Below are 23985 nucleotides of genomic sequence, written 5' to 3'. Positions count from 1 at the left end.
GCACCAGGCAGGCAGCTTCGCGTTTGAACTCAGGGGTAAAGGTACGGCGTTGCTTGGTCATCAGACACCTCTCTGTGGCGAGCATTCTCGCCTAAATGGGTGTCCGGAATCATTAGACCACTACAGTTGCCGTCTATGGTTCGCTCGCAAAGCCATCTGTTATCTCGCAAGTAACTGGAGCAAGCTGGAGCGATATGTCGAGGAAGGCTACCTGCCGCTCGACAACAACGCCGCCGAACGCGCGATCCGCCCCTTCGTGATCGGAAGAAAGAACTGGCTTTTTAGCGACACGCCCAAGGGCGCAACGGCCAGTGCACAACTTTACAGCCTGGTTGAGACCGCCAAAGCCAACGGCCAAGAGCCTTATGCGTGGCTGCGCCACGCACTCGAACGTCTGCCAACGGCGACATCGATCGAAGATTACGAAGCCTTGCTGCCGTGGAGCTGCTCACTTGCATCGCCTAGCTGAGCGCCACCCATATTGAGTTCGGTGGGGTTTATGGAGCGCTTACCAGGAATTGGACGCTCCGTGGTGGTCGACTGGGATGCGCCCCCTACTGGGACCGTGATTGAGATGAGCGGCCTGGCTGATGCCGGTCAGGATAGAGCGATAAAAACGGTTTTAGCCGAAGCGCTTGGCGAAAGCATGAACAGGATCCTTGATCAACGGAAGCAACGATGCTTGCTCCAATTCAAAGGCTGCTTGCACAGCAACATCGGCTAGACCGGATATCATTGCCCTGCGACCTCTTTCAACAATTCAGTTGCCGCCAGCTTACCTAAAGCATTACCAGCCAATGGACTGTCACCGGTCAGCAGCTTACGGTCCTTATGAACTGCTCCAGAAATATCCTTGTTGATTATCTCGACGCCTAAGGCTTTTAGTTTTTCACCAAACTTCCAGGTCAAGTGCCCCGGCATGTATCCAATATCCGGCGTTTTCGCATCCAGATCGTCAGGGAATGCACAAATTTTGTATCCGTTCAAAATATAGCTATCTGGGCTCTCCCCCAAGCCTGCAGAGATTAACGCAGCCGGCCCATGGCACAACGAGATCACAAACTTTTCTTTCTCAAGCGCCCACTCAAGCACCCGTTTCACATCGAAACTTTCTGGCAACCCAATAAGAGCGCCATGGCCACCGGGAATGAACACCCCGATGTAATCAGAATCGTCACCTGTTACTTGGTCGATAATTTCAGCAAGTTTTTTAGGCTGCTTGAAATCTTCACGAAACCTAGAGTATAGCCCCTTCACCTCGACATCTTCAGACGGCATTGCCCAGAACTCGAACTTCACCGGATTCCCTGACAGGGTCGCAACTTCAAATTCGAAACCTGCTTTATCCAAATGGTACATTGGCAATAACGTCTCTACAGGGTGATTGCCTGTAGAAAACATGGTGCCATTATCAGTCAATAAATAACGCTCGTCAGCACCAATGACCAAAATTTTCCACCGACCACCTTTATAGGGATCAGGGTAATCGGCATCTCTGAGATCAGATTTTTTCGAAGTAAATTGGCTTAGCGAATAAGGCGAGGGGAAAAAAGCATTGTCCTCTGCGGGATCCTCGGCTGGGCGCTTATCTTCAGCTTGTGAATTACTCATAGCTTACTCCGTCGTGGCTGGCAAAATATAATCATATTAGAGGGTATCCCCCTAACCGTACAGCTCGTCAATTTCGAATCAACTTAAAACTTTAGTACATCAGCAAGGCGGTCAAGGCACCGACCGATGGTTTCAATGTCCCTAGCTTCAGTACCGTCAAATGGGCATTCGTGGACAGGCCTGTGGAGATTTTTTCTCCCGACCCATGGTTAAGCAGAGCACGCCCGTACTCATTCAATCAACTCCCCACTACCACCCGTGCGCTGCAATTCGTACAGCCCCTACTCGAATCCTTCTGTATTAAAGCTGAACATCCTTGAGTAATGGAGAAGGATGACGCTTGTACCAATCGCTTGCCAGCTCATAGGCGTGTGCGAGTTGCAGGACCGCAAGATCGGCCTGATACCGACCTATGATCTGCAGGCCCATTGGAAGCCCGCTTTCACTAAAACCTGCTTGTACATTCGCTACCGGGCAGCCAGACAAGGTGCCTGGGATGACGACCTCCATCCAGCGGTGATAGGTGTCCATGCTCACGTCCTTGATAGCCGTCGGCCATGGCAGCGTTTTGTCAAACGGGAAAACCTGGGCACTGGGTAATAGCAGGTAGTCGTACTGCTCGAAAAGCCGCGAGATGGCCCGATACCAGTCGCTGCGCGTTACCGACGCGGCGAATACTTCACTGGCTGAAAGTTTCAGACCATTTTCTATCTCCCAGCAGGCTTCCGGCTTGAGCTGAGCGCGCTTTTGCGGATCGGCATAGGCCGCCCCCAACGACCCAGCCACCATCCAGTGGCGCAACGTGCGCCAACTGCCCCAAAGCTTCTGGGGGGCGAAGTCTGGTTGTACGGCTTCGATATGGCAGCCTACACCTTCAAAGTCAGCAAAGGTTTTCTCGCACAGCTCAAGAATACCCCGTTCCATCGGCAGGTAACCGTTGAAGTCGCCAAGCCAGCCAATGCGTGTACCTTTGAATTCTCTCTCTAGAGGCATGGCAAAGGCTGTACCGGATTCGCCGATCGACAACGGTGCTCGCGCATCCCCACCGGCCTGCACCGATAGAAGCAACGCCGCATCCTTAACACTGCGCGCCATCGGGCCTTCGTAACCGAGCTGGTCGAAAAACAGATCCGCGCTGTCATCGAACGGCACCCGCCCCTGGGACGGTCGAAACCCGAAGATGTTATTGAACGCCGCCGGGTTACGCAGCGAACCCATCATGTCGCTGCCATCGGCCACGGGTACTAGATGCATCGCCAGTGCAGCCGCCGCGCCGCCGCTGCTGCCACCCGCCGTTTTGCTCAAGTCATACGCGCAAGCGGTAGGGCCGAACAACGGGTTATAGCTTTGCGAACCAAGCCCGAACTCAGGGGTGTTGGTTTTGCCAATTATTATCGCGCCAGCAGCCTTGATCCGCTCGACCATGATGCCGTCGCGGTCGGGCATGTAATCCTTGAACAACGGTGAACCGAAGGTGGTGCGGATCCCTTGCGTCAGTGACAAGTCCTTGATCGCATGAGGCAGGCCATGCATCCAGCCGCGGTATGCGCCACGGGCCAGTTCGGCGTCGCGCGCATCGGCTTGAGCCAACAGGCTTTCAGGTGATTGCAGGCTGATCAGCGCATTCACCAATGGGTTGAAACGTTCGATATGGGCGAGATAAGTCTGCATGACTTCTCGGCAAGACACCTGGCGCAGGCGAATACGTTCGGCGAGCTCATGGGCCTGCAGCAGGACCAGTTCGCTAATGTGATTGGAATTCATGACTACGGCGCCTTTCAGACTGCTGGAGAAACGCCCCGGCTTTGTGCCGGGGCGGCAGGGATCAACGCATCAAGTTGGTCCAGAGACGATCGGCCAGACGGATCGCGCCCTCGCCACAGGTCTTGCTGAACACCACGTGGGTGCCCTCGGGAATGTGCAATTCCGGCGCTTCCTTGAGCGATGCATCGAGAAACGGTTCGACGCCTTTGATCGGGCTTTGGTGCTTGAGGAAACGCTGCGTCATCGCCGAGTTTTCCGGCTGGCTGAGGAAGGCGATGAATGCCTTGGCATTCTCCGGGTGCTTGGCACCGGCGGGGATGACCATATTGTCGACCCATGCCAGTACGCCTTCTTTCGGGTAGAGATACTTCAGCGTCGGCTTCATCTCCCGCGCACGCATGGATGACCCCCCCCAGAACATCGACATATCTATTTCACCCGAGGCAAGGTTTTCACGAATCGACCCCGCCTTTGAACTGTATGTCTTCACGAACGGCTTTTGTGCCTTGAGCAAGCTCAGAACCTGCTGCATCTGTTTCGGGTCTTCGCTGCACAACGGAATGTTCAGGTACAGGCTGGCCATGTCGACCATGTCACTGACCGAATCGAACATGTTGATCCGCCCCTGCAACTCGGCGGGCGGCTCATATAAAACTTTATAGCTGTCTGCAGGGCCTTTATAACGTGCGGTGTCGAGCACGATGCTGGTAGTGCCCCAGATAAACGGCATCGAATACGCGCCGTCCGGGTCCCAACTCGGATTTTTCAGGTTATCCACTACGCTGGCGTAATAGGGCTGTTTCACCGGATCGAAGCGCTCCAGCAGGTTTTCCTTGATCAGGATCGGGATGAACTGGTGCGACGGAATCGCCACGTCATACCCGGCACCACCTTGCTTCAACTTTGCCAGCAGGGTTTCGTTGGAGTCGTAGGAATCAACCGTGACCTCAATCCCGGTCTGCTTCTGGAATTTGGCGAGGATCTCTGGCGAGAAGTAACCGCTCCAGCTGACCACGTTGAGTTTTTCGACGGCCTGCACAGTGCCGGCCATGACCATCGGCACAGTAAGGAACAAAGAAGTGCCAACGTTTTTCATCCACTTGTTCATGCTATTTCCTCATGATTCCTGGAAAGTTCAGATGTTCTTTTTGCCCAGCAGGTAAGAGAGACTGACAAACAGCACCGACACACCCAGGATCAGGGTCGACACGGCATTGACGTCGGGTGTCACACCCATGCGCAGCAGGCCGAAAATGAAGATCGGCAAGGTGGTCGTGCCCGCCTGCGAAACCATCATCGAGATCACGAAGTTATCCAGCGAGACGATAAAGGCCAGCATCAGCCCAGAGAAAATCCCCGGCATCAGCAGCGGCAAGGTGACCTTACGGAAGGTTCGCCACGGCCCGGCATAGAGGTCCCCTGCGGCCTGTTCCAGCGACAGGTCCATGTCGTTGAGCCGCGCACGAATGGGCAGGTAGGCGAAAGGAATGCAGAACACCGTATGAGCGATGATCAAATTGCCGTAACCGAGCGAAAGGCCGATGGTGGAAAACAGCGCCAGCGTCGCCACTCCAACGACGATTTCCGGCAGTACCAAGGGCAGCATGATCGCACCCATCGACAGTTGCAGCCCCTTGAACTTGGCACCTCGCGAAGTACCAAGGGCGGCAAGGGTGGCAAGCGCTGTGGCGATCATGCTGGCGCATACGGCGATCAGCAGACTGTTGCCGGCAGCCTGGCGCAAGGCCTGGTTGGCGAAAGCAGCGCGATACCAGTCAAGGCTGAAACCGGTCCAGACAGTCGCCGACTGATTAGCGTTGAACGAGAACACCACCAGCACCACGATCGGTGCATAAAGGTACAGGTAGAACAGGAAACTGAAGCCACCGAACCCGGGAAAGTCTCGTATGCCCAACCCTTGGCGATTGAACAGAGCAAGCATTACGCACCTCCTTTGGCGATGCGCTGGCGCTCGGCGCGCAGGGCATAAATCGTCAGCACCAGCATCACGGCGGCCATCAACACCAGCGACAGTGCGGCGCCAAACGGCCAGTTACGCGCATCGCTGAATTGCCGGAAAATCAGGTTGCCGAGCATCATCCGCGTACCACCGCCAAGCAGTTCCGGGGCGATCATCGCACCTAGGCAAGGCACGAAAGTAAGGATGGCCCCGGCGAGAATGCCTGGTTTGGCGATCGGCAAAACCACTTTGCGCAGGGTGCGTACGCGCCCTGCGTACAGGTCCTGAGCAGCTTCGAGCAAGCGAACATCCATCTTTTCCAGCGTCGCGTAGATTGGCAACACCACGAACGGTGCATAGGTGTAGACCAGCCCCAGCAACACGGCGCCGTCGGTGTACAGCAACTGCAACGGCTCATGGATCACGCCCATGCCCATCAAACTGTTATTGATCACCCCGGTATTTCGCAGCAGCAGAATCCACGCATACGTGCGAATCAACAGGTTGGCCCAGAACGGTACGGTGATCAGGAAGATCAGCAGGCCACGCCGATGGGCCGGCTGCATAGCCAGCCACACCGCCACCGGAAAACCGATCAATAGCGTGATGACCGTGGTCAGGCCGGCGATGCCGACCGAGCGCAGGGCAATGATCAGGTAAGAGTCGGCGAAGACTAGACTGTCGTCCATTTGCCGTTCAAACAGCAGCGAAATGTAAGCATCGACGCTGAATACCTTGTTCACCCCGCCGTAGGGGTTGGCTTCCATCAGCGAATAACCGATGACGATCAGGATCGGTACTACCAGAAACAGAGCGATGGCGATCAGCGCCGGACTGACACCGAGGAAGCTCTGCAATGCCCGTCGGCGTTCAAGCGAGTTGGTTATGGGTAAGGCGTGCATGACAACTCCTCGGGCTCAGTCGTGCAGGACGCTGGCGCTTCCCCGGTCGAACAGCAGACCGGCCAGACTGCCGACGACAAAGCGCAGGCTCTGGTCGACGCTGTTGGGGGTGCGTACGGTGAGGCGCGCCCCGTCGCTGAGGCTGACCTGATATTGCAGGTCGGTACCCAGATAAATCTGAGCTTCGATCCGGCACGGCAGTGCCGCTTCAGTCTCGGCAGGTACCAGGTGCAGCCGCTCAGGGCGCACCGAGAGGGTCACACGGGCCCCGACGGTTACGTCTGCGCACGGTTGCGCCGGTAACGGATAACCGGCTGGGCCGGTAAACCATGCTTGGCCCGCCTGTGCATGGGTGACGGTGCCTTCGATGAAGTTGGTTTCACCAATGAAGTCGGCGACAAAGCGATTGCACGGCCGCTCGTAGATGTCCTCCGGTCGGCCGACCTGCTGGACTTCGCCTTCGGACAGTACGGCGATACGGTCGGACATGGTCAGCGCCTCCTCTTGGTCGTGCGTGACGAAGATGAAGGTGATACCGGTCTTGGCCTGAATGCTTTTAAGCTCTTCGCGCATGGCTTGGCGCAGCTTGAGGTCGAGTGCCGACAGCGGCTCATCCAGCAGCAGAACTTTCGGATGCGGTGCCAATGCACGGGCCAGCGCCACACGCTGTTGCTGACCGCCAGACAACTGAGCAGGCTTGCGATTGGCAAAGCGTTGCATCTGAACCAGCGCGAGCATCTCGTCAACCCGATCGGCGATCTGTGCTTTGTTGAACATTTTGCCCATGGGGTGTGATTCAAGGCCGAACGCCAGGTTCTCGGCGATGGTCATGTGCGGGAACAGTGCGTAATGCTGGAACACTGTGTTGACCGGGCGCTTAAACGGCGGACGATCGGCGATGTTCTCGCCGTAAAGCATGATCTGGCCTTCGGTAGGGAACTCGAAGCCAGCGATCATCCGCAGCAGGGTGGTTTTGCCGCAGCCAGAAGGGCCGAGCAGGGTAAAGAATTCGTTATCGTGAATGTCCAAGTCGATGTTTTTCAATGCCACCGGGCCGGTGTTTGGATCACCGTAGACCTTGCGGACCGAGCGGATCGACACCGCCAGCGTTTGCAGCGAATGCAGGGCATTCATGCGTAACCTCCGATTCCCCCATCGCCTACGGTTGCGCTGCGGATCAGGCAATCAGTCGGGCCATGGATGTTATTTTTTTGGCAGGATCGAAAATGCGAACGTGGTGAAACCAGCTTTTTTGTTCTCTGTGGCTCGATTATCAGCCAGGGCTTGCGCAGGGCGATACTTCAATTTAAACATGGAGGGTGTTAGTTAATTTAATAGCCAAAGGTACCAACAACATGTCCGACCACCGTTTGCCGCCGCTTAATGCGGTGCGTGCATTTGATGCAGCCGCCCGTCTAGGCAGTTATGTCGAGGCCTCCAAAGCCCTGCACGTGACCCAGCCGGCGATTGGCCGACACGTAAAGTTGCTGGAAGACTGGCTAGGCATTCAACTGTTTGAGCGTACCTCTCGCGGGGTCAACCTTACCCCTGCTGGAGAGAAGTACCACCGCAAGATCGCCGCCGCCCTGCAGCTGATCATGGAGGCCGGCAGGGAAGCGCAACCAAAAGAGGCCGAACGCTGGCTGCGGATCATGGTGGTACCGGGGTTTGCCAAGCGCTGGCTGATGCCTCGTATTGAAAGCATGCGTCAGTTGCGACCTGGTTTGAAGTTCGCAATTGAACCCAATTCGACATTCACCGAGGTGGACAAAAAGACGACCGACCTTGGGATTGTCTATGGCATGGAGGACGAGTATGCAGAGTGCCGCGCCACCCTAGTCCGCCCGAAGGTTTTCCCAATCTGCACCCCGGCCTATCTCGCCAGAGTCGGCACTATTTCATCGCCCGCGGACCTTGTGAAACATAATCTTATCCACGTCGATAACGGTGAGTGGTGGAATCTCTGGTTTGGCGCTCACGGTTTAGAGTTTCACCTCGACTCGGATATTCTCTACGTCAACAATGACCACGCATTAGCAGTGGCTGAGAGCGGTCAGGGTATTGCGCTGGCTAACGAAATATTGGTGAGAAACGAGCTTGATGCAGGCAGGCTGGTAAAGGCGGTGAATACTGAAGTGAGGCTCGAGAGTTACAGGGTACTGACGCCATATGACGAGCTTTCCGAGGATGCCAAGTGGTTCATAGTCTGGCTCCAGACGGAGTTGAATCGAGAATTTGGAGGCTAGGTGAATTGTTCCCGGCGAGGGTAGGGACTGTCGGTATTTTTGTGTTCGGGCCGGTAACGGCCTGCCACCAGGCAGGCCCTGATTTTCACTAGGTTGGTCTGCACGCCCACGATCTGAGTCATCGCTACCACACCGGCGGGCTGCTGCACAAACGCGGCTGGCTCCAAGTACTCGACAGCATCGACCTGCAGCTGCATGCGGGCGAATCGCTTGCTTTGCTGGTCAGTAGCGGCAGTGGCAAAAGTACCCTCGCCCGCCTGCTGCTCGGGCTGGAAACCCCTAGCCAAGGGCTGGTGACCTTCGCCGGACAGCCCGTCAATCAGCTGCGCGGCGAACAGGCACGGGCCTTCCAGCGTACCGTGCAGTTGGTGTTCCAGGACGCGCCGGGCGCATTCAACCCGCAGCGCAGCATCGGCTGGAGTATCGCCAAGCCCCTGCGTCACCTGAGCGCCTTTAATGAGACAGCCCGCCACGCACGGGTAGTGGAGCTGCTGAAGCAGATGGGCTGGGCGCCGAGCATGCCGCAACAGCTCAGCGGTGGTCAGTTGCAACGTGCCAACATCGCCCGAGCACTGGCGATCTCGCCAAAGCTGGTGGTACTCGACGAAGCGCTTTCGAATCTGGATCGTGTGCTGCAACTGCAACTGCAACTGCAACTGCAACTGTTACAACGGCTCCAAGCGCTGCGTCGCGACAAGGGGACCGCCTTCGTGCTGATCACCCACGATCTGAGCCTGGTGCACTACTTCTGCCAGCGGGTTGTGGTGCTGGACGCAGGAAGCATTGTCGAGGACTGCACCGTGCGCGGCGACTTGTCGTTCGAGCATCCGGCCGGGAAGCAATTGCAAGCCGCTGTGCTGCCTGAACGTAAGTGCTCCATGAACCCCACATTCAAAGCGCTTACCTGATGCCCGATGCTGTGCTCCCGATTTCCTTCTGGAGCCAGCCCTGCATGATGCGCCCCGACAGCAAAGTCGAAAAAGTCTACCTCTACCCCAAGCCTGTGGACTTTCGAAAGTCCATCGACGGCCTTACTGCCTTGGTAGAACTGGATATCAAAGTCGCCGTGTTCGACCCCGTGCTCTTCGTCTTCCTCAACAAGGTGCGTAATCGGATCAAAGTGTTGTACTGGGAGCGCAACGGCTTCTGCCTCTGGCTCAAGCGCCTGGAAGCCGAGCGCTTCAAAATGTCGCCTGAGCCCAGCGACGAAGCGATTGTCCTGACCGTCCAAGAACTCAATTGGCTGCTCGACGGTTTCGACCTTTGGCGCAACCGTCCCCATCAGGTTTTGACTCCGCGCTACGTCGCCTGACCCGGTATAATCCGCGGCATGATTTCCGTGCCCGACAATCTCCCAGACGATCCTGCCCTGCTCAAGCAATTATTGCTTGAGAGCTATGCTGCTCGTTTGCGCGAGCAGGAAGTCAATCAGGCCCACATCGTCCAAATTGACGATCTGAAAGAGCAAATCAAGTTATGGCGTGACCGTTTCTTTGGCCGCAAGTCCGAGCAAACCGTCGATCCCAAAACGCCGCAACTGGCCATGTTCGATGAAGCGGAAAATGACCCTCTGCTGGCTGTAGTCGATGATGCCGATGAAGAAGTCGTTGTCCCGGTCAAGCGCCGTGGCAAGCGCAAGTCACTGGCGGCTAATCTGCCACGTATCGAAGTTATCCATGAGTTGCCCGAACACGAACTGACCTGCGCCTGCGGTTGCCGCAAGCATGTCATCGGCGAAGAAACCAGCGAGCAGCTCGATATCGTGCCGATGCAGATCCGCGTACTCAAACACGTGCGCAAGATCTATGGCTGCCGTGGTTGCGAGACTGCTCCTGTCACTGCTGACAAGCCCGCCCAGTTAATCGAAAAAAGCATGGCCAGCCCAAGCGTGCTGGCCATGCTGCTGACGACCAAGTACGTCGATGGCTTGCCGCTACACAGGTTTGAACGTGTGCTGTCCCGCCACGGCATCGAGGTTCCACGACAAACCCTGGCGCGTTGGGTGATCCAGTGCAGTAAATACTTCCAGCCGCTGTTGAACCTGATGCGTGATCGGCTGCTGGAAAGCCCGGTGATTCATTGCGAAAAGACCCGCGTCCAGGTGTTGAAAGAACCGGATCGAGACCCGACCAGCCAATCCTGGATGTGGGTGCAAGCCAGTGGTCCGCCCGATCGACAAGTTGTGCTGTTCGACTACACCACCAGCCGTGCGCAGGAAGTACCATTGCGTCTGCTGCAAGGCTATCGCGGCTATGTGATGACCGACGATTATGCGGGTTACAACGCTTTGGCGTTGCAGCCCGGTATCGAGCGACTGGCATGCATGGTTCACGCGCGCCGCAAGTTCGTCGAAGCACAAAAGGTGCAGCCCAAGGGTAAGACCGGACGAGCCGATGTGGCGCTGACGATGATCAATAAGCTGTATGACATCGAGCGCGACCTCAAGGAGGTCAGCGACGAACAGCGGTTCATCGGTCGCCAGGAAAGAAGCTTACCGATCCTCGGTCAGCTGAAAAGCTGGCTGGACAAGACGTACGCCCAGGTGACGCCGCAAAGCGTATTGGGCAAGGCGGTGCATTACCTGGCAAACAACTGGAGCCGCCTGGAACGGTATGTCGAAGCGGGCCATTTGCCAATCCGTGGCTGCGCCACGTACTTGAGCGCCTGCCGTATGCGTCGTCGGTCTCAGACTACGAAGCCTTGCTGCCATGGAACTGCTCGCCAGAGATACCACAGTAAGCTGAGGCCCTATCTTTTAGAAGGTGGGGTTCATGGATCGCACTCGCTCTAGTTAGTTCTCTTTCGAATACGGCTTGATGCCGCTTTTGGCAAGAAGGGACTCTATTAGAGCAACATCAAGAAAGCCGCTCAATCAACGGCAATCCATTCACCTGCGGTCGGGCGAACAGATACCCTTGCATCAACTCAATCCCCAGCGTCGCCAACGCTTGGCACTCTTCGTCAGTCTCAATCCCTTCGGCGATAAGCGTAATGCCCAACCGCTCGGCCACCAGAACGATACCGGCGACAATGGCTTGGCGAACTGAATCCTTGCAGATTCCCCGCGTGAGTGCCATGTCCAGTTTGAGCACAGCCGGCTGAAATTCTGCCAGTAGATTCAGCCCTGAGTACCCCGAGCCAAAATCATCTATTGCAGTGGTAAAGCCCTGTCGCTCGTACTCCTTGAAGATGGATTTCAAGTGCTCGGTGTCTTCGATCCGCTCGCCCTCGGTCACCTCGAACATGAGCCGATTGGCGGGGAAGTCGAATGTTCGAGTGGCCTCTAGGGTAGCCCGGATGCAGGTGCTGGCACTGTAGACCGCATTGGGCAGGAAATTGATGCTCAATTTGCACTCTGTCTGCCGCCCCAAGCCGAGTGCAGCCGCTTGTTCAATGGCCTTGACGCGACAGGCCTGATCAAAGCGGTAAAGATTGCTGGGAGATACCTTGGCCAAAATTTCCGCAGCGCTTTCACCGGCCAGACCGCGAACCAGCGCCTCATAAGCGAACGGCCTGCCTGAAGGAACATGGATTATTGGCTGGAACGCCATAGTAATTTCGAAATCCAGCCTGGCCAGGTCACGGCACTGGGAGCAGCCCATCGCTGAAAAGGGCTGGGGGAACACAGAGTTGCTCATGGGATATCGTCGAGCTTGATGAGGATGGCTATGCAGGATGCTTGAATATGCATCACAAGCCAACCTCCTTCCATCCAAGCCATCTATCAGTAAACCGACTGCTCAAGGGGGCCGGCCTGGTAGAACTGGTAGCCGCTAACGGTTTGATACAGAGGGTAAGCCTCCAGGCGAAGCCGTACTCCGCGTCGACTGGTAGCGCGACTTCAAAACACAAAGTCCTGATGATTGTCGATCCCTGTGATGCCTTGGAAATCGAACAAGCAGTGCCAGCCATTGCAGAACACCAGGGCCCCGTGTACATGCGCTTGCTGCGCGGCAATGTGCCGCTGGTGCTAGACGAATACGGATACAAGTTCGAGATAGGCAAAGCCAAGACGCTGCGCACTGGCAGGGACGTGCTGATTATCTCAACGGGTCTAATGACCATGCGCTCGCTGGAAGCGGCAGCACAGTTGCAAAAGGACGGGATTGACGTGGCCGTGCTACATGTACCGACCATCAAACCTTTGGATGAACAAGCAATTCTCAGCGAGGCCCGTAAATCCGGGCGCTTGGTGATTACCGCCGAGAACCACTCGATCATTGGCGGCCTTGGCGAAGCGGTCGCAGGCTTGCTGCTGCGCAACGGAGTGGCACCCACCTTCCGTCAAATTGCCCTGCCGGATGCTTTCCTGGATGCAGGAGCACTGCCGACGTTGCATGATCGGTACGGCATCTCTACCGAGGCGGTTTGCGCTCAGATCAAAAGCTGGATCTGACGACTCAAAGGAGGGCAACACAGCCCTCCTTTTTTTCACAAGTCAGAGCGTGGCGGTGCTACCCCAACGAACAAGGTGGGCTGCTGAATGCTCAAGAAGCCACGCTGCTGACCTGAAGCGCCTACCTCGCCGGTGTCAATTCTGACTCCGCTTGCTGCAGCTCAGCTTGGACGTCCGTCCACATCGATACCAACATGGCGATCTTTTCGCGAGAGGCCGTCAGTTCCTCGCCCATCACCGCGAGTAGTACAAATGTTCTCCTCACGCGCTTAGCGAGATATACTGGATGCATCTACAGTGTCTCACTGGAGCGGTAGCTCCTCCTGACCGCAAGGCCAGGCAAGCCAACGGGCTTCGAGGTTAGGCAGAAATCCCATATGGATTTCACCGAAGACACGCTCAAGCGGAGAGGTCGCATATGTCACTGAAATCGTCTTTCGCCCTTGTCCTCCGGGCGCTACGCAGTCAGCGCAAAATCACGCAGCGTGACTTTGGTGACACCAGTCGGACGTTTCTTTCTAAGCTGGAGGGGGGCAAAGCCAGCCTGACGCTAGATAAACTCGAGCAGGTCAGTCAGCGGCTGGGGGTGAGCTCACTGACGCTACTGACACTGACCTTGAGCTTGGAATCTGGTCGATCCTCAGCGGAGCTTATCGATGATCTTCGCTTGCAAATAGAGAAACTGGAGCGTGATGGTGGCTTGGCGGGCTTAGAAAAGTCGCCCGCCCCAGTGCCATCCGCTTGGCACCCTATCGGCCTCCGACGCTGATGCTGGTGAGCTTCCCTCGCGCTGGCCACGGGGCTTATATGCAGCAGCCTGAGGCGGCGACCAGTCACATCGCAGTGTGCATCTCGGCCTGGGCTACCTGAGGGCCCCCGGCGGCCCCTCCTCCCTCATCCGGTTACCACTCGCCTGGCATCCCTACGTACTGCCTGAGGCGGAGCGCCAAGCCCACGAATGAACACTTCCCGCATATGTCGGCGATCCCTGAACCCCGTTTCTCTGGCCACTACATCCAAGCTGTGCCGGCTCTGCTCGATCATCAACCGGGCAGCTTCCAGGCGCAGGCTTTCTACGGCTTTGGCCGGTGATTGTCCGGTTTCTGCGGTAAAGACCCGGGTGAACTGCCTGGGGCTCAAATGCGCTACTTCAGCAAGCTCCTCAACGCTGAGTGGCCGGCCAAGATGCTTGCGTGCGTAATCCAAGGCGCTCTGGATGCGGTCAGACTTAGGGGAAAGCGTCAGCAGTTCGGAATGCTGGGATTGCCCACCGGAGCGGCGCTGATGCATGACCAGTTTCCGCGCCACCGACCGGGCCAGCTCAGTGCCGTGATCCTTTTCGACCATCCCCAATGCCATGTCCAGAGCGGCAGTCATGCCCGCAGATGTCCATATCGGCCCATCCACGATGAAAATCCGGTCTTCTTCGACCTTGATTTTCGGGTACAGCTCACGAAGCTTATTGGCATAGGCCCAATGTGTGGTTGCCCGCCGATTGTCCAGGACACCTGCCTGCGCCAACACGAAGCAGCCCGTACACAGGCCTGCAGTGCGCCGCGCACCGTCCACAAAACCTCGCACACTGGCAAGTACCTCTTCACTCGGCGGCGTCAGTGGCGTAAACGTCCCGGTAATCATCCAGGTGTCGGCCAAGCCAGGCGCACCCAAGGGAAGCGTATCCATGTACATCCCCAGCGAGGAGCGCACCGTTCCGCCCTTTATGGAAAAATTCTGGATCTTGTAAGCCGTTTCGCCGGCAACGATATTGGCAAACTCGAAGACAGATTGCGTGGCCAAAGACATGACCTGGAAACCTTCGGTTATCAGATAGCCGACCCGGTGCATCGAATGACTCCCTACGCGATGTCCTAAAAACGTATCTTATGTGTCATTCAAGACGAAAGCGACCTTCTGCATCATGGCTTCACACCAAACAATGGAGCATGACCATGACGCAGCAATCCAAAGGCACCGCGCTCATCACCGGCGCTTCCACCGGAATCGGCTCGATCTACGCAGAGCGTTTGGCCCGCCGTGGCTACGACCTCGTACTGGTGGCCCGCAACCGGGAACGTCTCAACGCCCTGGCCAGCCGTATTACCAGCGAGACCCAGCGAAACGTGGAGGTTATTCCGGCAGACCTTTCCAACGCCGCTGACCTGGTTAACGTTGAACGCCAACTTCGTGAGGACGCCAGCATAAGCCTGCTGGTAAACAATGCGGGAATCGGCACTCACACAAGCCTGATGGAGAGTGATGTCGAACGCATGGCCGAAATGATCAGCCTCAACGTCACCGCCTTGACCCGCCTGACCTACGCTGCCGTTCCAGGTTTCATCGCCCGCCAGCAAGGCGCCGTCATCAACATCTCGTCCATCGCAGGCCTTGCGCCAGAGCTGCTCAACGGTGTCTACGGTGGCAGCAAGGCCTACGTGACCGCCTTCAGCCAATCCCTGTACAAGGAGCTTGCAGACAAAGGCATCAAGATCCAGGCGGTGCTGCCAGGAGCCACTGCGACCGACTTCTGGCAGATCGGCGGCCTGCCTGTCGAGAACCTCGACCCCGGCATCGTCATGTCCGCTCATGATCTGGTCGACGGTGCTCTGCAGGATTTCGACAACGACGTGCTGATCTCCATCCCTTCGCTGCATGACTTGCACGCTTTCCAACACTACGAAGCCAGCCGGCAGGCGTTGTTCAGCCAGTTGTCGAGTAACCAGCTCGCGCCGCGTTACAACGCCAAGTGACCATCAGCACAGGAAGCTGAATCATGACTCGAATCAATGCGCTGACCCTCGACCAGGCGCCTGCAGCAGCGCGTAGTGCCCTGCAGGGTGTGGAGAAAGGCTTGGGCTTTATCCCGAACGCGTTCGCCACCCTCGCCCATTCGCCGGCAGCCCTCGCTGGCTATCTGGCGCTCTCGCAAGCCCTTAACAAGAACAGCCTCAGCCCTGCCGAGCGTGAAGTAGCGGCGCTGGCAGCATCAGCGGTGAATGGCTGTGACTACTGCATCGCCGCCCACAGTTTCTTCGGCGAAAAAGCAGGTTTGGATGCTGGTGCGCTGCTGGCTGCTCGTGCCGGCACTCTCGATGGCGTTGCTGCGTTCGCCAGAGCGGTGACGCTAAGCCGAGGCCAGGTCAGCGAGGTGCAACTGGCAGCAGCACGGGAAGCAGGGCTGGATGATACGAAAATCGTGGATATCATCGCCCAAGTCTCCCTCCTGACGCTGACCAACTACCTCAACAATGTGGCCATGACGGACATCGACTTCCCACCTACCGACAACCAATGAACTGCGCGAGGCGTCCAGGCACCGGTTGCCAGCGCCTCCCGCTAGTTTCATTACGCGCGAGAACGCCTTGCTGCTTTGAGGCTGATTTTCGAGTTAACCAAAGACAATACCCTGTGCCAACTTTTGATTCTTATTAGAGGTAGCGCGATGAAGGCTGTCGTTTACACGCAACCCGGATTACCTATTCACGACGCTCAGTCTCTGTATGACACGGAGCTCACGAAGCCAAAACCCGGCGCACGTGACCTGCTCGTCGAGGTCAGGGCGATTGCCGTCAATCCCGTCGATACCAAGGTTCGCGCCAGCCGTGGTGCAGAGCAACCATACGTTCTCGGCTGGGATGCTGTCGGTGTCGTCCGCGAGACTGGCCCAGAGGTAACGTTCTTCAGGCCAGGGGATGAAGTGTTCTACGCCGGTGCCCTAGATCGACCAGGCAGCTATAGCGAGTTTCATGTGGTGGACGAGCGAATCGTCGGGCACAAGCCTAAGAACTTGGACGACGCCAGTGCCGCCGCCCTGCCGCTGACGTCGATCACCGCGTGGGAGTTGCTGTTCGACCGTTTGGCCGTCGAAGAAAATAGCGGCAAAGGTCAACGTCTTTTGGTGGTCGGGGCAGCAGGCGGAGTGGGCTCGATCCTGGTTCAGCTGGCAAGGAAGCTGACGCAGCTGACAGTCATAGGCACTGCCTCAAGACCTGAGACTCAAGCCTGGGTCAACGAACTGGGAGCTCATCATGTCATTGATCACTCTGAGTCGATCCCGCTTCAGCTGGCAAAGCTCAAGCTCGATCCCATTGATTACGTGATCAGCCTGACCCACACCGACACTTACCTGCCGCAATTGGTGGAAGTGCTTCGCCCCCAAGGCAAGCTCGCACTGATTGATGATCCGGCACAGCTGGATGTCATGCCGCTCAAGCGCAAATCGCTGTCACTACACTGGGAACTCATGTTCACCCGCTCGCTGTACAAGACCGCGGACATGATCAAACAGCACCAACTGCTCGAGCGTGTTTCCCAGCTGGTTGACGAGGGCACACTGAAGACGACTGTCGGAGAGCATTTCGGAAGCATTTGTGCCGAAAATCTCAAGCGAGCCCACGCGTTGATTGAAAGTGGTAAAGCCAGGGGCAAAGTTGTCCTGGAAGGTTTCTGATCATTGCTCGAATAAAAGCCCGCGTTAACGCGGGCTAACCTGAAAGCACCGCTGCTCAGTAACATCCCACCGGTAGGCGCGAATGGGAGGAAGCGCCAGCACTCCGACCCACAGGATTGCCCTGAAGTGCGGCTTCTAGAACCAGCCGCGTTTCTGCCGGACGTTTATGAGATCCGAAGGGATTACGCCTCAAGCATGGAAGCGGTTTTTCCAAGCTGAGGGGCATCGGTGGTCTCGAGTTAGCCAAATCCCTATGGCGGGAGCATCCTGCTTTTCCAATGATCATCCTCTCAGGCCATGTCGCCATATGGCGTCACCTCGTGAACTAGCGTCGAATTTAGCCGGTCCATCTTTAACCGGCGATTGCGACATGTGGGACAAACCCAATGGTTTCGTTTGATCTGCACAGGATGCTCATTGGCGAACTCCCGCTGACCTTTCTTTTGGAGGTCGCCCTGCGCGTTTCAGCGGCTTTCTTGGCCGTGTTCTTCTTTTTGAAATTCAGTGGTCGACGTGGAATCAGGCAACTGTCTCGATTCGAGCTTGTCGTGATCCTGACCCTGGGCTCAGCCGCAGGTGATGTCACTTTTTACGAAGATGTACCTTTACTCCCCGTCGGATTGGTGTTCCTGACGCTCCTGATGCTCTATCGCGGAACCGTCTACTTGATGAGGCGCAGCAGAACATGCGAAGCCTGGATCGATGGGCTACCCATCACGGTAGTAAAGGACGGGATGTACGAAATACATTCGCTGCGGAATTTGAACATCTCGTCCAACGAATTGTTCATGGAACTGCGACAACAAGGTGTGGAGCACCTCGGCCAGGTTCGACTCGGTTTATTGGAAACCGATGGCGATCTCAGTCTGTATTTCTACGGGCCTGATGACACCCGGCCAGGGCTGTCAGTGCTGCCAGTCGAACATCGTCCAGAGTACCAGGCGCCGCCGAACGCCGGCCTACACTGTTGCGTGAGTTGCGGCTTCACGACCTTCCACGAACCACTGGACTCAGTCGTGTGTGAACGCTGCGGTCATAACGTCTGGTCACCTGCCCTTGGTACCGTACGCAACCGTTAAGGCTCCAGCCACTGACGTGGGACACGTCGGACGTAAACTGCGATGAACCAAAACCTGATGGGTTGCGTCCACCGCAAAAGAACAAGCGAGTCGATTCTTCAATGGCAACCGACGCTGTACTGGCCGCCCTCGGCTATCTCAAAGACAATCAGTTAGTCCTGACGACTGCGGAGTCGTGCACGGCAGGTTGCATGGTGGCCCTCCTAGCAGGGGTACCCGGTGCCGGGGAGGTCGTGGAGAGTGGTTATGTCGTTTACTCACCCAGTGCGAAGCAGCGCTTGCTCGGCGTAAGCGCCGAAACTATCGAGCGCTATGGCCTCACCAGCGAAGCAGTCGCGTGGGAAATGGCCTTGGGCGCATTGAGAGACAGCGATGCCAATGTGGTGATCGCCACCACCGGCGTGGCTGGGCCAACTCCCTAATCTAGCGTACCACCAGGCACCGTGTGCTTCGCTTGGGCATTCGCCGGCGAGCCGGTAGCCGTGTTTACACGAACTCAGCGCTTCTTTGGTGAACGTGCCGACGTGATGCGTCAGGGCGCACTTTTTGGACTCACCCGACTCTCCCATTATCACCAGCGATGGCTGCGAGGCGAGCGCGCCTGACTGTTTCTTTCATCGGCAAATTAGTCAAGAGCTACGATGGCCATCCGATTCAAGCAACCCACGCCTAATGAACCTTTGGTGGCACCCTGCGATCAATCATCAATATCACTGCGGAGTACCGCGCGAATCTGCAGCGCCAATACCTTATGCAGTGAAGGCGCGTTTGCTAGATTCAGCTAATACGCCGGCGGTCTTGGCGCCCACTGCCCCAAGCATGGCCATCCAGTTCAGGAATGAAAATGAATGCCCCATAAGACATCCGCAACGCTATCTGTTGGCAACGAAGGATTGGATCTAATCCTCAAAGACGGGCTGCCGGTGCATAGGCTCTACTTGGTAGAGGGCACGCCAGGAGCTGGCAAGACGACATTGGGGCTTCAGTTCCTATTGAGTGGTGTGACCAACCAGGAGCCGGTGCTGTACGTCACCCTCTCCGAGACTGCGGATGAACTTGAGAGTGTTGCCAGGTCGCATGGATGGAGCCTGGACGGCATCGAGGTGTTCGAGCTGTCCCAGACGGACGAGATTTTCGGCGAGGCCGCAGAGCAGACCATTCTGCATCCGTGGGAGGCTGAGCTGGGAAACACTATCAAGCTTATCCAGCAGCGCGTGGAGCAGTCCAAGCCCAGTCGGGTAGTGTTCGATAGCCTTTCTGAGATGAGGCTGCTGGCACAAGACCCCCTTCGATACCGCCGTCAGGTCCTGGCACTGAAACAGTATTTTGCGGGACGAAACATCACAGTCTTGCTGGTGGACGACCTGACTACATCCCATGGTGAGCATGACAACCATCTCCATAGCATCTGCCATGGGGTGATCACGCTGGAGCGACTAACGCTTGATTTCGGCGCGGCTCGACGGCGGTTGCAGGTTCAGAAGCTGAGGGGTGTCGACTTCGTTGCCGGCTATCACGACTTCGTGATCGTAAAGGGAGGATTGCATGTCTTCCCGCGGATGATGGCGGGAGGACAACATTCAGCCTTCCAGCTTGAACCTGTGGCCAGTGGCGTGGCAGCGCTTGACCGTTTGCTTGCTGGAGGCCCTCTCAGAGGCACAAGCACGCTGATCACCGGGCCTGCGGGGTCGGGCAAGACCACGGTGGCATTCGCCTATGTGGCTGCGGCATGTGAGCGTGGTGAGTGCTGCACCGTCTATGAATTCGATGAGCGGGTCGGCACGCTGTTGAGAAGAGCCGAGGCTATGGGCTTCGCGCTTCAGAAATACATCGCCAGCGGTCTATTGAATGTGGAGCAAATCAACCCTGCCGAGATTTCGCCAGGCGAATTCTCATGGCGAGTCCGTACTCAGGTAGAGGCCAGGAATGCCCGGGTGATCGTGATCGATAGCCTAAACGGCTACTTGGCGGCGATGCCACAGGAGCAACAGCTGATACTTCAGATGCACGAAATGCTGTCCTATCTCGCCCAGCATGGTGTGGCAACGTTCCTGATCAACGCCCAAAGCGGACTGATCGGCACGATGACAACCACCCTCAATATTTCTTACGTCGCAGACACGGTCATCCTCATAAGGTTTTTTGAGGCTCAAGGCCGTCTGCGCAAAGCGATCTCTGTCCTGAAAAACCGTGGTGGCGCCCACGAAGATGCTATTCGCGAACTGAATATAGATAGCTACGGCGTCCGTGTTGGTGAGCCCCTGACCAAGTTCAAGGGCGTGCTGACGGGTACTCCTGAATATTTTGGTAGCCAAGACCCCTTGCTGGAAGGCCGCCCCTTTGGACGTTAGCCGCCGACCTCTAGAACGGTCGTTGCTGGTGGTCGCGCCATTCCGAGGCGATGCGGCTGTGCTCCAGCGTGTTGCGGGCACACTTTACCGAGTACAGGCATATTGTGACTTGACCGCTCTGGCAAAAAACATTGGTGATGAGACAGGCATCATCCTGATCACCGAAGAGGCCTTGAGCGGAGACATCGCAGACCTTGGAAAGGCTTTAGCGAATCAGTCTTCCTGGTCCGACATTCCGATTTTGCTGCTGACCTCCAATCGAAACCGCGCTGGGAAGGACAATGATGAAGTTCGCAGGCGTCTTCCCTCCAGTGCCTCCAACGTAGTGGTACTGGAACGCCCGATGAGCTCCTCTGCCTTGATGAGCGCCATTGCTGCGGCATGGCGATCTCGAGCACGCCAATTCGACATGCGCGATCGTGTTGCGGAATTGGGAGTTGAGCGAGAACGGCTTCGTATCCTGCTGGAGAATGTGCCTGTTGGCATCAGCTTCGTCGACGCTTTTGGTGTGTCGCTGATCAGCAACCCGCTTTATAACCAATATGTCCCGGATCGAGTTATTCCCTCCAAGGCTATCAATGGCCGGGAGCAATGGGTCTCGATAAGCGCTGATGGCCAGCCAGTCACGCCAGAATCATTCCCCGGTGCACGCGCCTTGAAAGGCGAAGTTGTCGACGGCATGGTGTTCCACCACAAGCCTGCCGGTCAAAACGAGTCCTGGATCCGGGTTAGCGCTGTTCCGCTTTGGGGAGCCCATGGCACGATCATGGGGGCAGCCATTGTGATTGTTGACGTCACTGACCAGAAGCAGTCAGAGCTGACGCTTCGTGGGTTTAATGAAGCATTGGAAGAGCAGGTAGCTGGCCGCACCCAAGCGCTTGCCCTAGCTGTCGAGCAACTCCACCGGGAAAGCACAGAGCGGGAGCGAGCTGAAGATCAACTGCGACAATCCCTGAAAATGGAGGCCGTTGGACAGCTCACTGGCGGAATTGCCCATGACTTCAACAACATGCTGACGGGGATTATAAGCGCTCTCGACCTGCTTCGATTGAGGCTCAAAAAGGGCAACCTAGACGCACTGGACCGCTATATCGATGCGGCTCAAACCTCTGCAAAACGCGCAGCGTCCCTCACGGAACGCTTACTCGCGTTCTCCCGCAGGCAATCGTTGGATACAAGACCGCTCTCAGCCAATGACCTCATCGTCAGCCTGTACGATCTCCTGAAGCGCTCGGCGACCGAGCAGATCAGGGTATTGATGAAACTCGGCGACCACCTCCCCTACGCCATGGCGGATGCCAACCAACTGGAAAACGCGATACTCAATCTAGTCATCAATGCCCGCGATGCTATGCCGGATGGGGGAACGATCACAGTATCGACACGCGAAGTGATCGTCGCGCAGGCGTCCTCAGAAGCCGATGAGCTCGCAGCCGGGCAGTATATCCGGATTGATGTAGAGGATACCGGGACGGGGATCAGCGCTGATCTCCTGCCAAAAGTGATTGAACCGTTCTTCACCACTAAGCCTATCGGCCAGGGTACGGGTCTGGGGCTTTCGATGGTGTATGGCTTTGCCAAGCAAAGCCGGGGGAAAATGGAGATATCGAGTATTCCAGATAAGGGAACCACGATCTCCTTGTACCTCCCAACCGCTGACGGCCAGCTTCATCAGCCTGTTGAAATACCCCATGCAGCGAATCACGGAACCGGACAGATAGTGCTGCTGGTTGAAGATGATCAGTCAGTGCGGATGCTGAATCAGGAGGTGCTCACCGAGTTGGGCTATGAGATTTTCGTGGCCAGCGATGGCGAAGAGGCATTGCACGTGCTCAAGACCCTGGAGAGCGTCGACATTTTGGTCACCGACGTGGGGCTCCCAGGCATGAACGGTAGGCAATTGGCGGAGACCGTGCAGCAGAGGTATCCCAACCTCCCAGTGCTCTTCCTGACAGGTTATGCCCAGGCTGCATCTGACAGAGAGGCGTTTCTAGGCCCCTGCATGAGGTTACTGACCAAACCCTTCACGCTACAGGCGCTCGCTGAAAATGTAAGTTTGATGCTGGAGCCGAACACCAGGGATAACTAAGTCTCACGACGCCGCCCCCTCCCGCAGGGGGAGCCAGCAGCTAGCTAAGGACTGTGGATCTACCCAGCAATGGCTTCGTTCGAGATCTGAGATATCTTTCCAAGATTGGAAAAGCCCGCCATATAGCGCGGGCTTCTCCATATACCGAGTGATCAGTTATCCAGCGCGTCTTTGATGATCTTGCCGTCATGCGGGTCAACCTGGAACTCATACTGCTTGCCGTCAGCTTTCATGCCCTCACCTTCCCAATGACCGTCATCGGCCTCGATCTTGGTGATCTGCGTGTAGCCGGCGCCCTTCAACGTGGCTTCAGCCTGATCCTTGGTCACCTTCCAATCAGCGCCGGGCTGGTCAGCCCATGCTGCAGAGCTTGCCAGTGCGCCAACCATGGCGAGGCCTGTGAACACTCGAGTCATCGCTTTCATGCTACCTTCCTTTTTCGTGACAGTTACCGTTCCGACCCCCGCGCTGATCTCGGGGTTCACTTGGTGTGGGGGCTGTACTGAAACCGAGAAATCATCAAGGTGCACGGGCTCCGGCAGAAGCGCGTGCCCGCAAGGCAAATGAGGATGCTGTGCACTGGGTGCTACAGCGCCCCTCAGCTCATCGAAGCCAACCAGGCTCTCCACCCGCCCATTCGAGCAATAAAGGGTGCTGAACACCCTTTCGTAAACTTCTGAGTGAAGCCGGTCGAGGTGCTTTAGCAGCAGTGGCCCCCTCAATCGTCGCGCATGTGACGCTCATTGCGCTCCTGGCGCTCCTTGGCCTCCACGCACAGGGTGGCGGTTGGCCTGAGCAGCAAACGCTGCAGGCCGATCGGTTCGCCGGTTTCCTTGCACCAGCCATACTCGCCACGGGCGATGCGCTCCAGCGCTTCGTCGATCTTGTCCAGCAGTTTTTTCTCCCGCTCCAGCAGCCTCAATTGCCATTGACGATGCTCCTCCGCCGTGCCGATATCGGAAGGATCGCTGGTGGGTTCGAAGTCGCGGATCACTTCGAACTCTTCAGCGATGCGTTGCTGAAGCTCCTTGCGCTGGGCATGCAGCAGCTCACGGAAGAAACGTTGCTGCGCAGCGTCCATGTAAGCGTCTGCAGGTTGGGATAGCAGCTCTTGTTCGGTCATTGCAGGTGTTCTCAAGT

At 56.8% G+C, this 23985-nt stretch carries 21 protein-coding genes and 3 pseudogenes; 14 read left to right on the top strand and 10 right to left on the bottom strand.

Going from position 1 to position 23985, the window contains the following annotated elements:
• Window positions 1-469: IS66 family transposase (locus JNA92_RS23795; RefSeq protein ID WP_241806976.1), on the top strand; the 469-nt coding region annotated here is incomplete at its 5' end.
• 263 nt (window positions 470-732) lie between these two features.
• Here JNA92_RS23795 and hchA read toward each other — a convergent pair.
• The 6 genes from hchA to JNA92_RS23765 form a co-directional block, all read right to left on the bottom strand.
• Window positions 733-1611: a glyoxalase III HchA gene (gene hchA / locus JNA92_RS23790; protein WP_241806975.1), complete on the bottom strand. Its 879-nt coding sequence runs from the start codon at window positions 1609-1611 to the stop codon at window positions 733-735.
• A gap of 300 nt (window positions 1612-1911) precedes the next feature.
• Window positions 1912-3375 carry an amidase gene (locus JNA92_RS23785; RefSeq protein WP_241806974.1) on the bottom strand — a complete coding sequence of 488 codons (1464 nt, stop codon included), beginning with the start codon at window positions 3373-3375 and terminating at the stop codon, window positions 1912-1914.
• A gap of 61 nt (window positions 3376-3436) precedes the next feature.
• Window positions 3437-4471, bottom strand: coding sequence for an extracellular solute-binding protein (locus JNA92_RS23780; protein WP_431312481.1), 1035 nt, complete (start codon window positions 4469-4471; stop codon window positions 3437-3439).
• 39 nt (window positions 4472-4510) lie between these two features.
• Window positions 4511-5317, bottom strand: coding sequence for an ABC transporter permease (locus tag JNA92_RS23775; RefSeq protein ID WP_241806972.1), 807 nt, complete (start codon window positions 5315-5317; stop codon window positions 4511-4513).
• Window positions 5317-6237, bottom strand: a complete 921-nt coding sequence (locus tag JNA92_RS23770) for an ABC transporter permease (RefSeq protein WP_241806971.1) — start codon at window positions 6235-6237, stop codon at window positions 5317-5319. The genes JNA92_RS23775 and JNA92_RS23770 overlap by 1 nt, the downstream gene beginning before the upstream one ends.
• A gap of 15 nt (window positions 6238-6252) precedes the next feature.
• Window positions 6253-7371, bottom strand: a complete 1119-nt coding sequence (locus JNA92_RS23765) for an ABC transporter ATP-binding protein (RefSeq protein WP_241806970.1) — start codon at window positions 7369-7371, stop codon at window positions 6253-6255.
• Window positions 7372-7592: 221 nt separating this feature from the next.
• Between JNA92_RS23765 and JNA92_RS23760 the strand changes: the two genes are divergently transcribed.
• The 4 genes and pseudogenes from JNA92_RS23760 to tnpC all read left to right on the top strand — a co-directional run bounded on the left by JNA92_RS23760 (window position 7593) and on the right by tnpC (window position 11222).
• Window positions 7593-8483 (top strand): LysR substrate-binding domain-containing protein, encoded by an 891-nt coding sequence (locus tag JNA92_RS23760; RefSeq protein ID WP_241806969.1) that lies wholly within the window; start codon window positions 7593-7595, stop codon window positions 8481-8483.
• A 98-nt stretch (window positions 8484-8581) separates the two neighbouring features.
• Window positions 8582-9391 carry a nickel import ATP-binding protein NikE gene (gene nikE, locus JNA92_RS23755; RefSeq protein ID WP_241806979.1) on the top strand — a complete coding sequence of 270 codons (810 nt, stop codon included), beginning with the start codon at window positions 8582-8584 and terminating at the stop codon, window positions 9389-9391.
• Window positions 9392-9435: 44 nt separating this feature from the next.
• Window positions 9436-9795 (top strand): IS66 family insertion sequence element accessory protein TnpB, encoded by a 360-nt coding sequence (gene tnpB, locus JNA92_RS23750; protein ID WP_241806968.1) that lies wholly within the window; start codon window positions 9436-9438, stop codon window positions 9793-9795.
• 18 nt (window positions 9796-9813) lie between these two features.
• Window positions 9814-11222, top strand: a pseudogene (gene tnpC, locus JNA92_RS23745) (IS66 family transposase).
• Between the two features lie 116 nt (window positions 11223-11338).
• Here tnpC and JNA92_RS23740 read toward each other — a convergent pair.
• A complete protein-coding gene (locus JNA92_RS23740) occupies window positions 11339-12121 on the bottom strand; it encodes an EAL domain-containing protein (RefSeq protein WP_241806967.1) in 783 nt (260 codons plus the stop codon).
• A gap of 218 nt (window positions 12122-12339) precedes the next feature.
• Here JNA92_RS23740 and JNA92_RS23735 point away from each other — a divergent pair.
• Both JNA92_RS23735 and JNA92_RS23730 read left to right on the top strand, forming a co-directional pair.
• Window positions 12340-12879: pseudogene (locus JNA92_RS23735) on the top strand (transketolase family protein); the annotation flags it as partial.
• A 418-nt stretch (window positions 12880-13297) separates the two neighbouring features.
• Entirely contained in the window at window positions 13298-13648 is a 351-nt protein-coding gene (locus JNA92_RS23730; protein ID WP_241806966.1) for a helix-turn-helix domain-containing protein, read from the top strand.
• Window positions 13649-13773: 125 nt separating this feature from the next.
• Here the strand turns inward: JNA92_RS23730 and JNA92_RS23725 are convergent, their stop codons facing one another.
• Window positions 13774-14724, bottom strand: a complete 951-nt coding sequence (locus JNA92_RS23725; protein ID WP_241806965.1) for a GlxA family transcriptional regulator — start codon at window positions 14722-14724, stop codon at window positions 13774-13776.
• 104 nt (window positions 14725-14828) lie between these two features.
• Between JNA92_RS23725 and JNA92_RS23720 the strand changes: the two genes are divergently transcribed.
• From JNA92_RS23720 to JNA92_RS23690, 7 genes and pseudogenes are all read left to right on the top strand, one after another.
• Entirely contained in the window at window positions 14829-15626 is a 798-nt protein-coding gene (locus JNA92_RS23720) for an SDR family NAD(P)-dependent oxidoreductase (RefSeq protein ID WP_241806964.1), read from the top strand.
• A gap of 23 nt (window positions 15627-15649) precedes the next feature.
• Entirely contained in the window at window positions 15650-16171 is a 522-nt protein-coding gene (locus tag JNA92_RS23715) for a carboxymuconolactone decarboxylase family protein (RefSeq protein ID WP_241806963.1), read from the top strand.
• Window positions 16172-16318: 147 nt separating this feature from the next.
• Window positions 16319-17326: a zinc-binding alcohol dehydrogenase family protein gene (locus tag JNA92_RS23710; RefSeq protein ID WP_241806962.1), complete on the top strand. Its 1008-nt coding sequence runs from the start codon at window positions 16319-16321 to the stop codon at window positions 17324-17326.
• Between the two features lie 386 nt (window positions 17327-17712).
• A complete protein-coding gene (locus JNA92_RS23705; RefSeq protein ID WP_241806961.1) occupies window positions 17713-18405 on the top strand; it encodes a DUF421 domain-containing protein in 693 nt (230 codons plus the stop codon).
• A 101-nt stretch (window positions 18406-18506) separates the two neighbouring features.
• Window positions 18507-19010, top strand: a pseudogene (locus tag JNA92_RS23700) (CinA family protein).
• A 243-nt stretch (window positions 19011-19253) separates the two neighbouring features.
• Entirely contained in the window at window positions 19254-20756 is a 1503-nt protein-coding gene (locus tag JNA92_RS23695; RefSeq protein WP_241806960.1) for an ATPase domain-containing protein, read from the top strand.
• A gap of 109 nt (window positions 20757-20865) precedes the next feature.
• Window positions 20866-22845, top strand: a complete 1980-nt coding sequence (locus JNA92_RS23690) for a hybrid sensor histidine kinase/response regulator (RefSeq protein WP_241806959.1) — start codon at window positions 20866-20868, stop codon at window positions 22843-22845.
• A gap of 152 nt (window positions 22846-22997) precedes the next feature.
• On the opposite strand, the gene JNA92_RS23685 is transcribed toward JNA92_RS23690, so the two are convergent.
• On the bottom strand, window positions 22998-23270 hold the full coding sequence (locus JNA92_RS23685; protein WP_241806958.1) for a PepSY domain-containing protein: 273 nt from the start codon (window positions 23268-23270) through the stop codon (window positions 22998-23000).
• 293 nt (window positions 23271-23563) lie between these two features.
• The gene (dksA, locus tag JNA92_RS23680) at window positions 23564-23968 is read right to left on the bottom strand and encodes an RNA polymerase-binding protein DksA (protein WP_241806957.1); all 405 of its coding nucleotides are present in this window, start codon (window positions 23966-23968) and stop codon (window positions 23564-23566) included.
• Window positions 23969-23985: the final 17 nt, after the last annotated feature.

Source organism: Pseudomonas putida (assembly GCF_022627325.1).
In the GTDB taxonomy this organism is placed as follows: Bacteria; Pseudomonadota; Gammaproteobacteria; order Pseudomonadales; family Pseudomonadaceae; genus Aquipseudomonas; species Aquipseudomonas putida_X.
The sequence above is the reverse complement of the archived record's forward strand: the minus strand, read 5'-3'. Positions and strand labels throughout refer to the sequence as shown.

Coding starts and splice junctions, on each gene's coding strand:
- JNA92_RS23720 (WP_241806964.1), top strand. CDS start 14,829: ATGACGCAGCAATCCAAAGGCACCGCGCTCATCACCGGCGCTTCCACC.
- JNA92_RS23725 (WP_241806965.1), bottom strand. CDS start 14,724: ATGCACCGGGTCGGCTATCTGATAACCGAAGGTTTCCAGGTCATGTCT.
- dksA (WP_241806957.1), bottom strand. CDS start 23,968: ATGACCGAACAAGAGCTGCTATCCCAACCTGCAGACGCTTACATGGAC.
- JNA92_RS23710 (WP_241806962.1), top strand. CDS start 16,319: ATGAAGGCTGTCGTTTACACGCAACCCGGATTACCTATTCACGACGCT.
- JNA92_RS23730 (WP_241806966.1), top strand. CDS start 13,298: ATGTCACTGAAATCGTCTTTCGCCCTTGTCCTCCGGGCGCTACGCAGT.
- JNA92_RS23765 (WP_241806970.1), bottom strand. CDS start 7,371: ATGAATGCCCTGCATTCGCTGCAAACGCTGGCGGTGTCGATCCGCTCG.
- hchA (WP_241806975.1), bottom strand. CDS start 1,611: ATGAGTAATTCACAAGCTGAAGATAAGCGCCCAGCCGAGGATCCCGCA.
- JNA92_RS23770 (WP_241806971.1), bottom strand. CDS start 6,237: ATGCACGCCTTACCCATAACCAACTCGCTTGAACGCCGACGGGCATTG.
- JNA92_RS23705 (WP_241806961.1), top strand. CDS start 17,713: ATGGTTTCGTTTGATCTGCACAGGATGCTCATTGGCGAACTCCCGCTG.
- JNA92_RS23780 (WP_431312481.1), bottom strand. CDS start 4,471: ATGAAAAACGTTGGCACTTCTTTGTTCCTTACTGTGCCGATGGTCATG.
- tnpB (WP_241806968.1), top strand. CDS start 9,436: ATGATGCGCCCCGACAGCAAAGTCGAAAAAGTCTACCTCTACCCCAAG.
- JNA92_RS23785 (WP_241806974.1), bottom strand. CDS start 3,375: ATGAATTCCAATCACATTAGCGAACTGGTCCTGCTGCAGGCCCATGAG.
- JNA92_RS23715 (WP_241806963.1), top strand. CDS start 15,650: ATGACTCGAATCAATGCGCTGACCCTCGACCAGGCGCCTGCAGCAGCG.
- JNA92_RS23695 (WP_241806960.1), top strand. CDS start 19,254: ATGCCCCATAAGACATCCGCAACGCTATCTGTTGGCAACGAAGGATTG.
- JNA92_RS23740 (WP_241806967.1), bottom strand. CDS start 12,121: ATGAGCAACTCTGTGTTCCCCCAGCCCTTTTCAGCGATGGGCTGCTCC.
- JNA92_RS23760 (WP_241806969.1), top strand. CDS start 7,593: ATGTCCGACCACCGTTTGCCGCCGCTTAATGCGGTGCGTGCATTTGAT.
- JNA92_RS23685 (WP_241806958.1), bottom strand. CDS start 23,270: ATGAAAGCGATGACTCGAGTGTTCACAGGCCTCGCCATGGTTGGCGCA.
- JNA92_RS23775 (WP_241806972.1), bottom strand. CDS start 5,317: ATGCTTGCTCTGTTCAATCGCCAAGGGTTGGGCATACGAGACTTTCCC.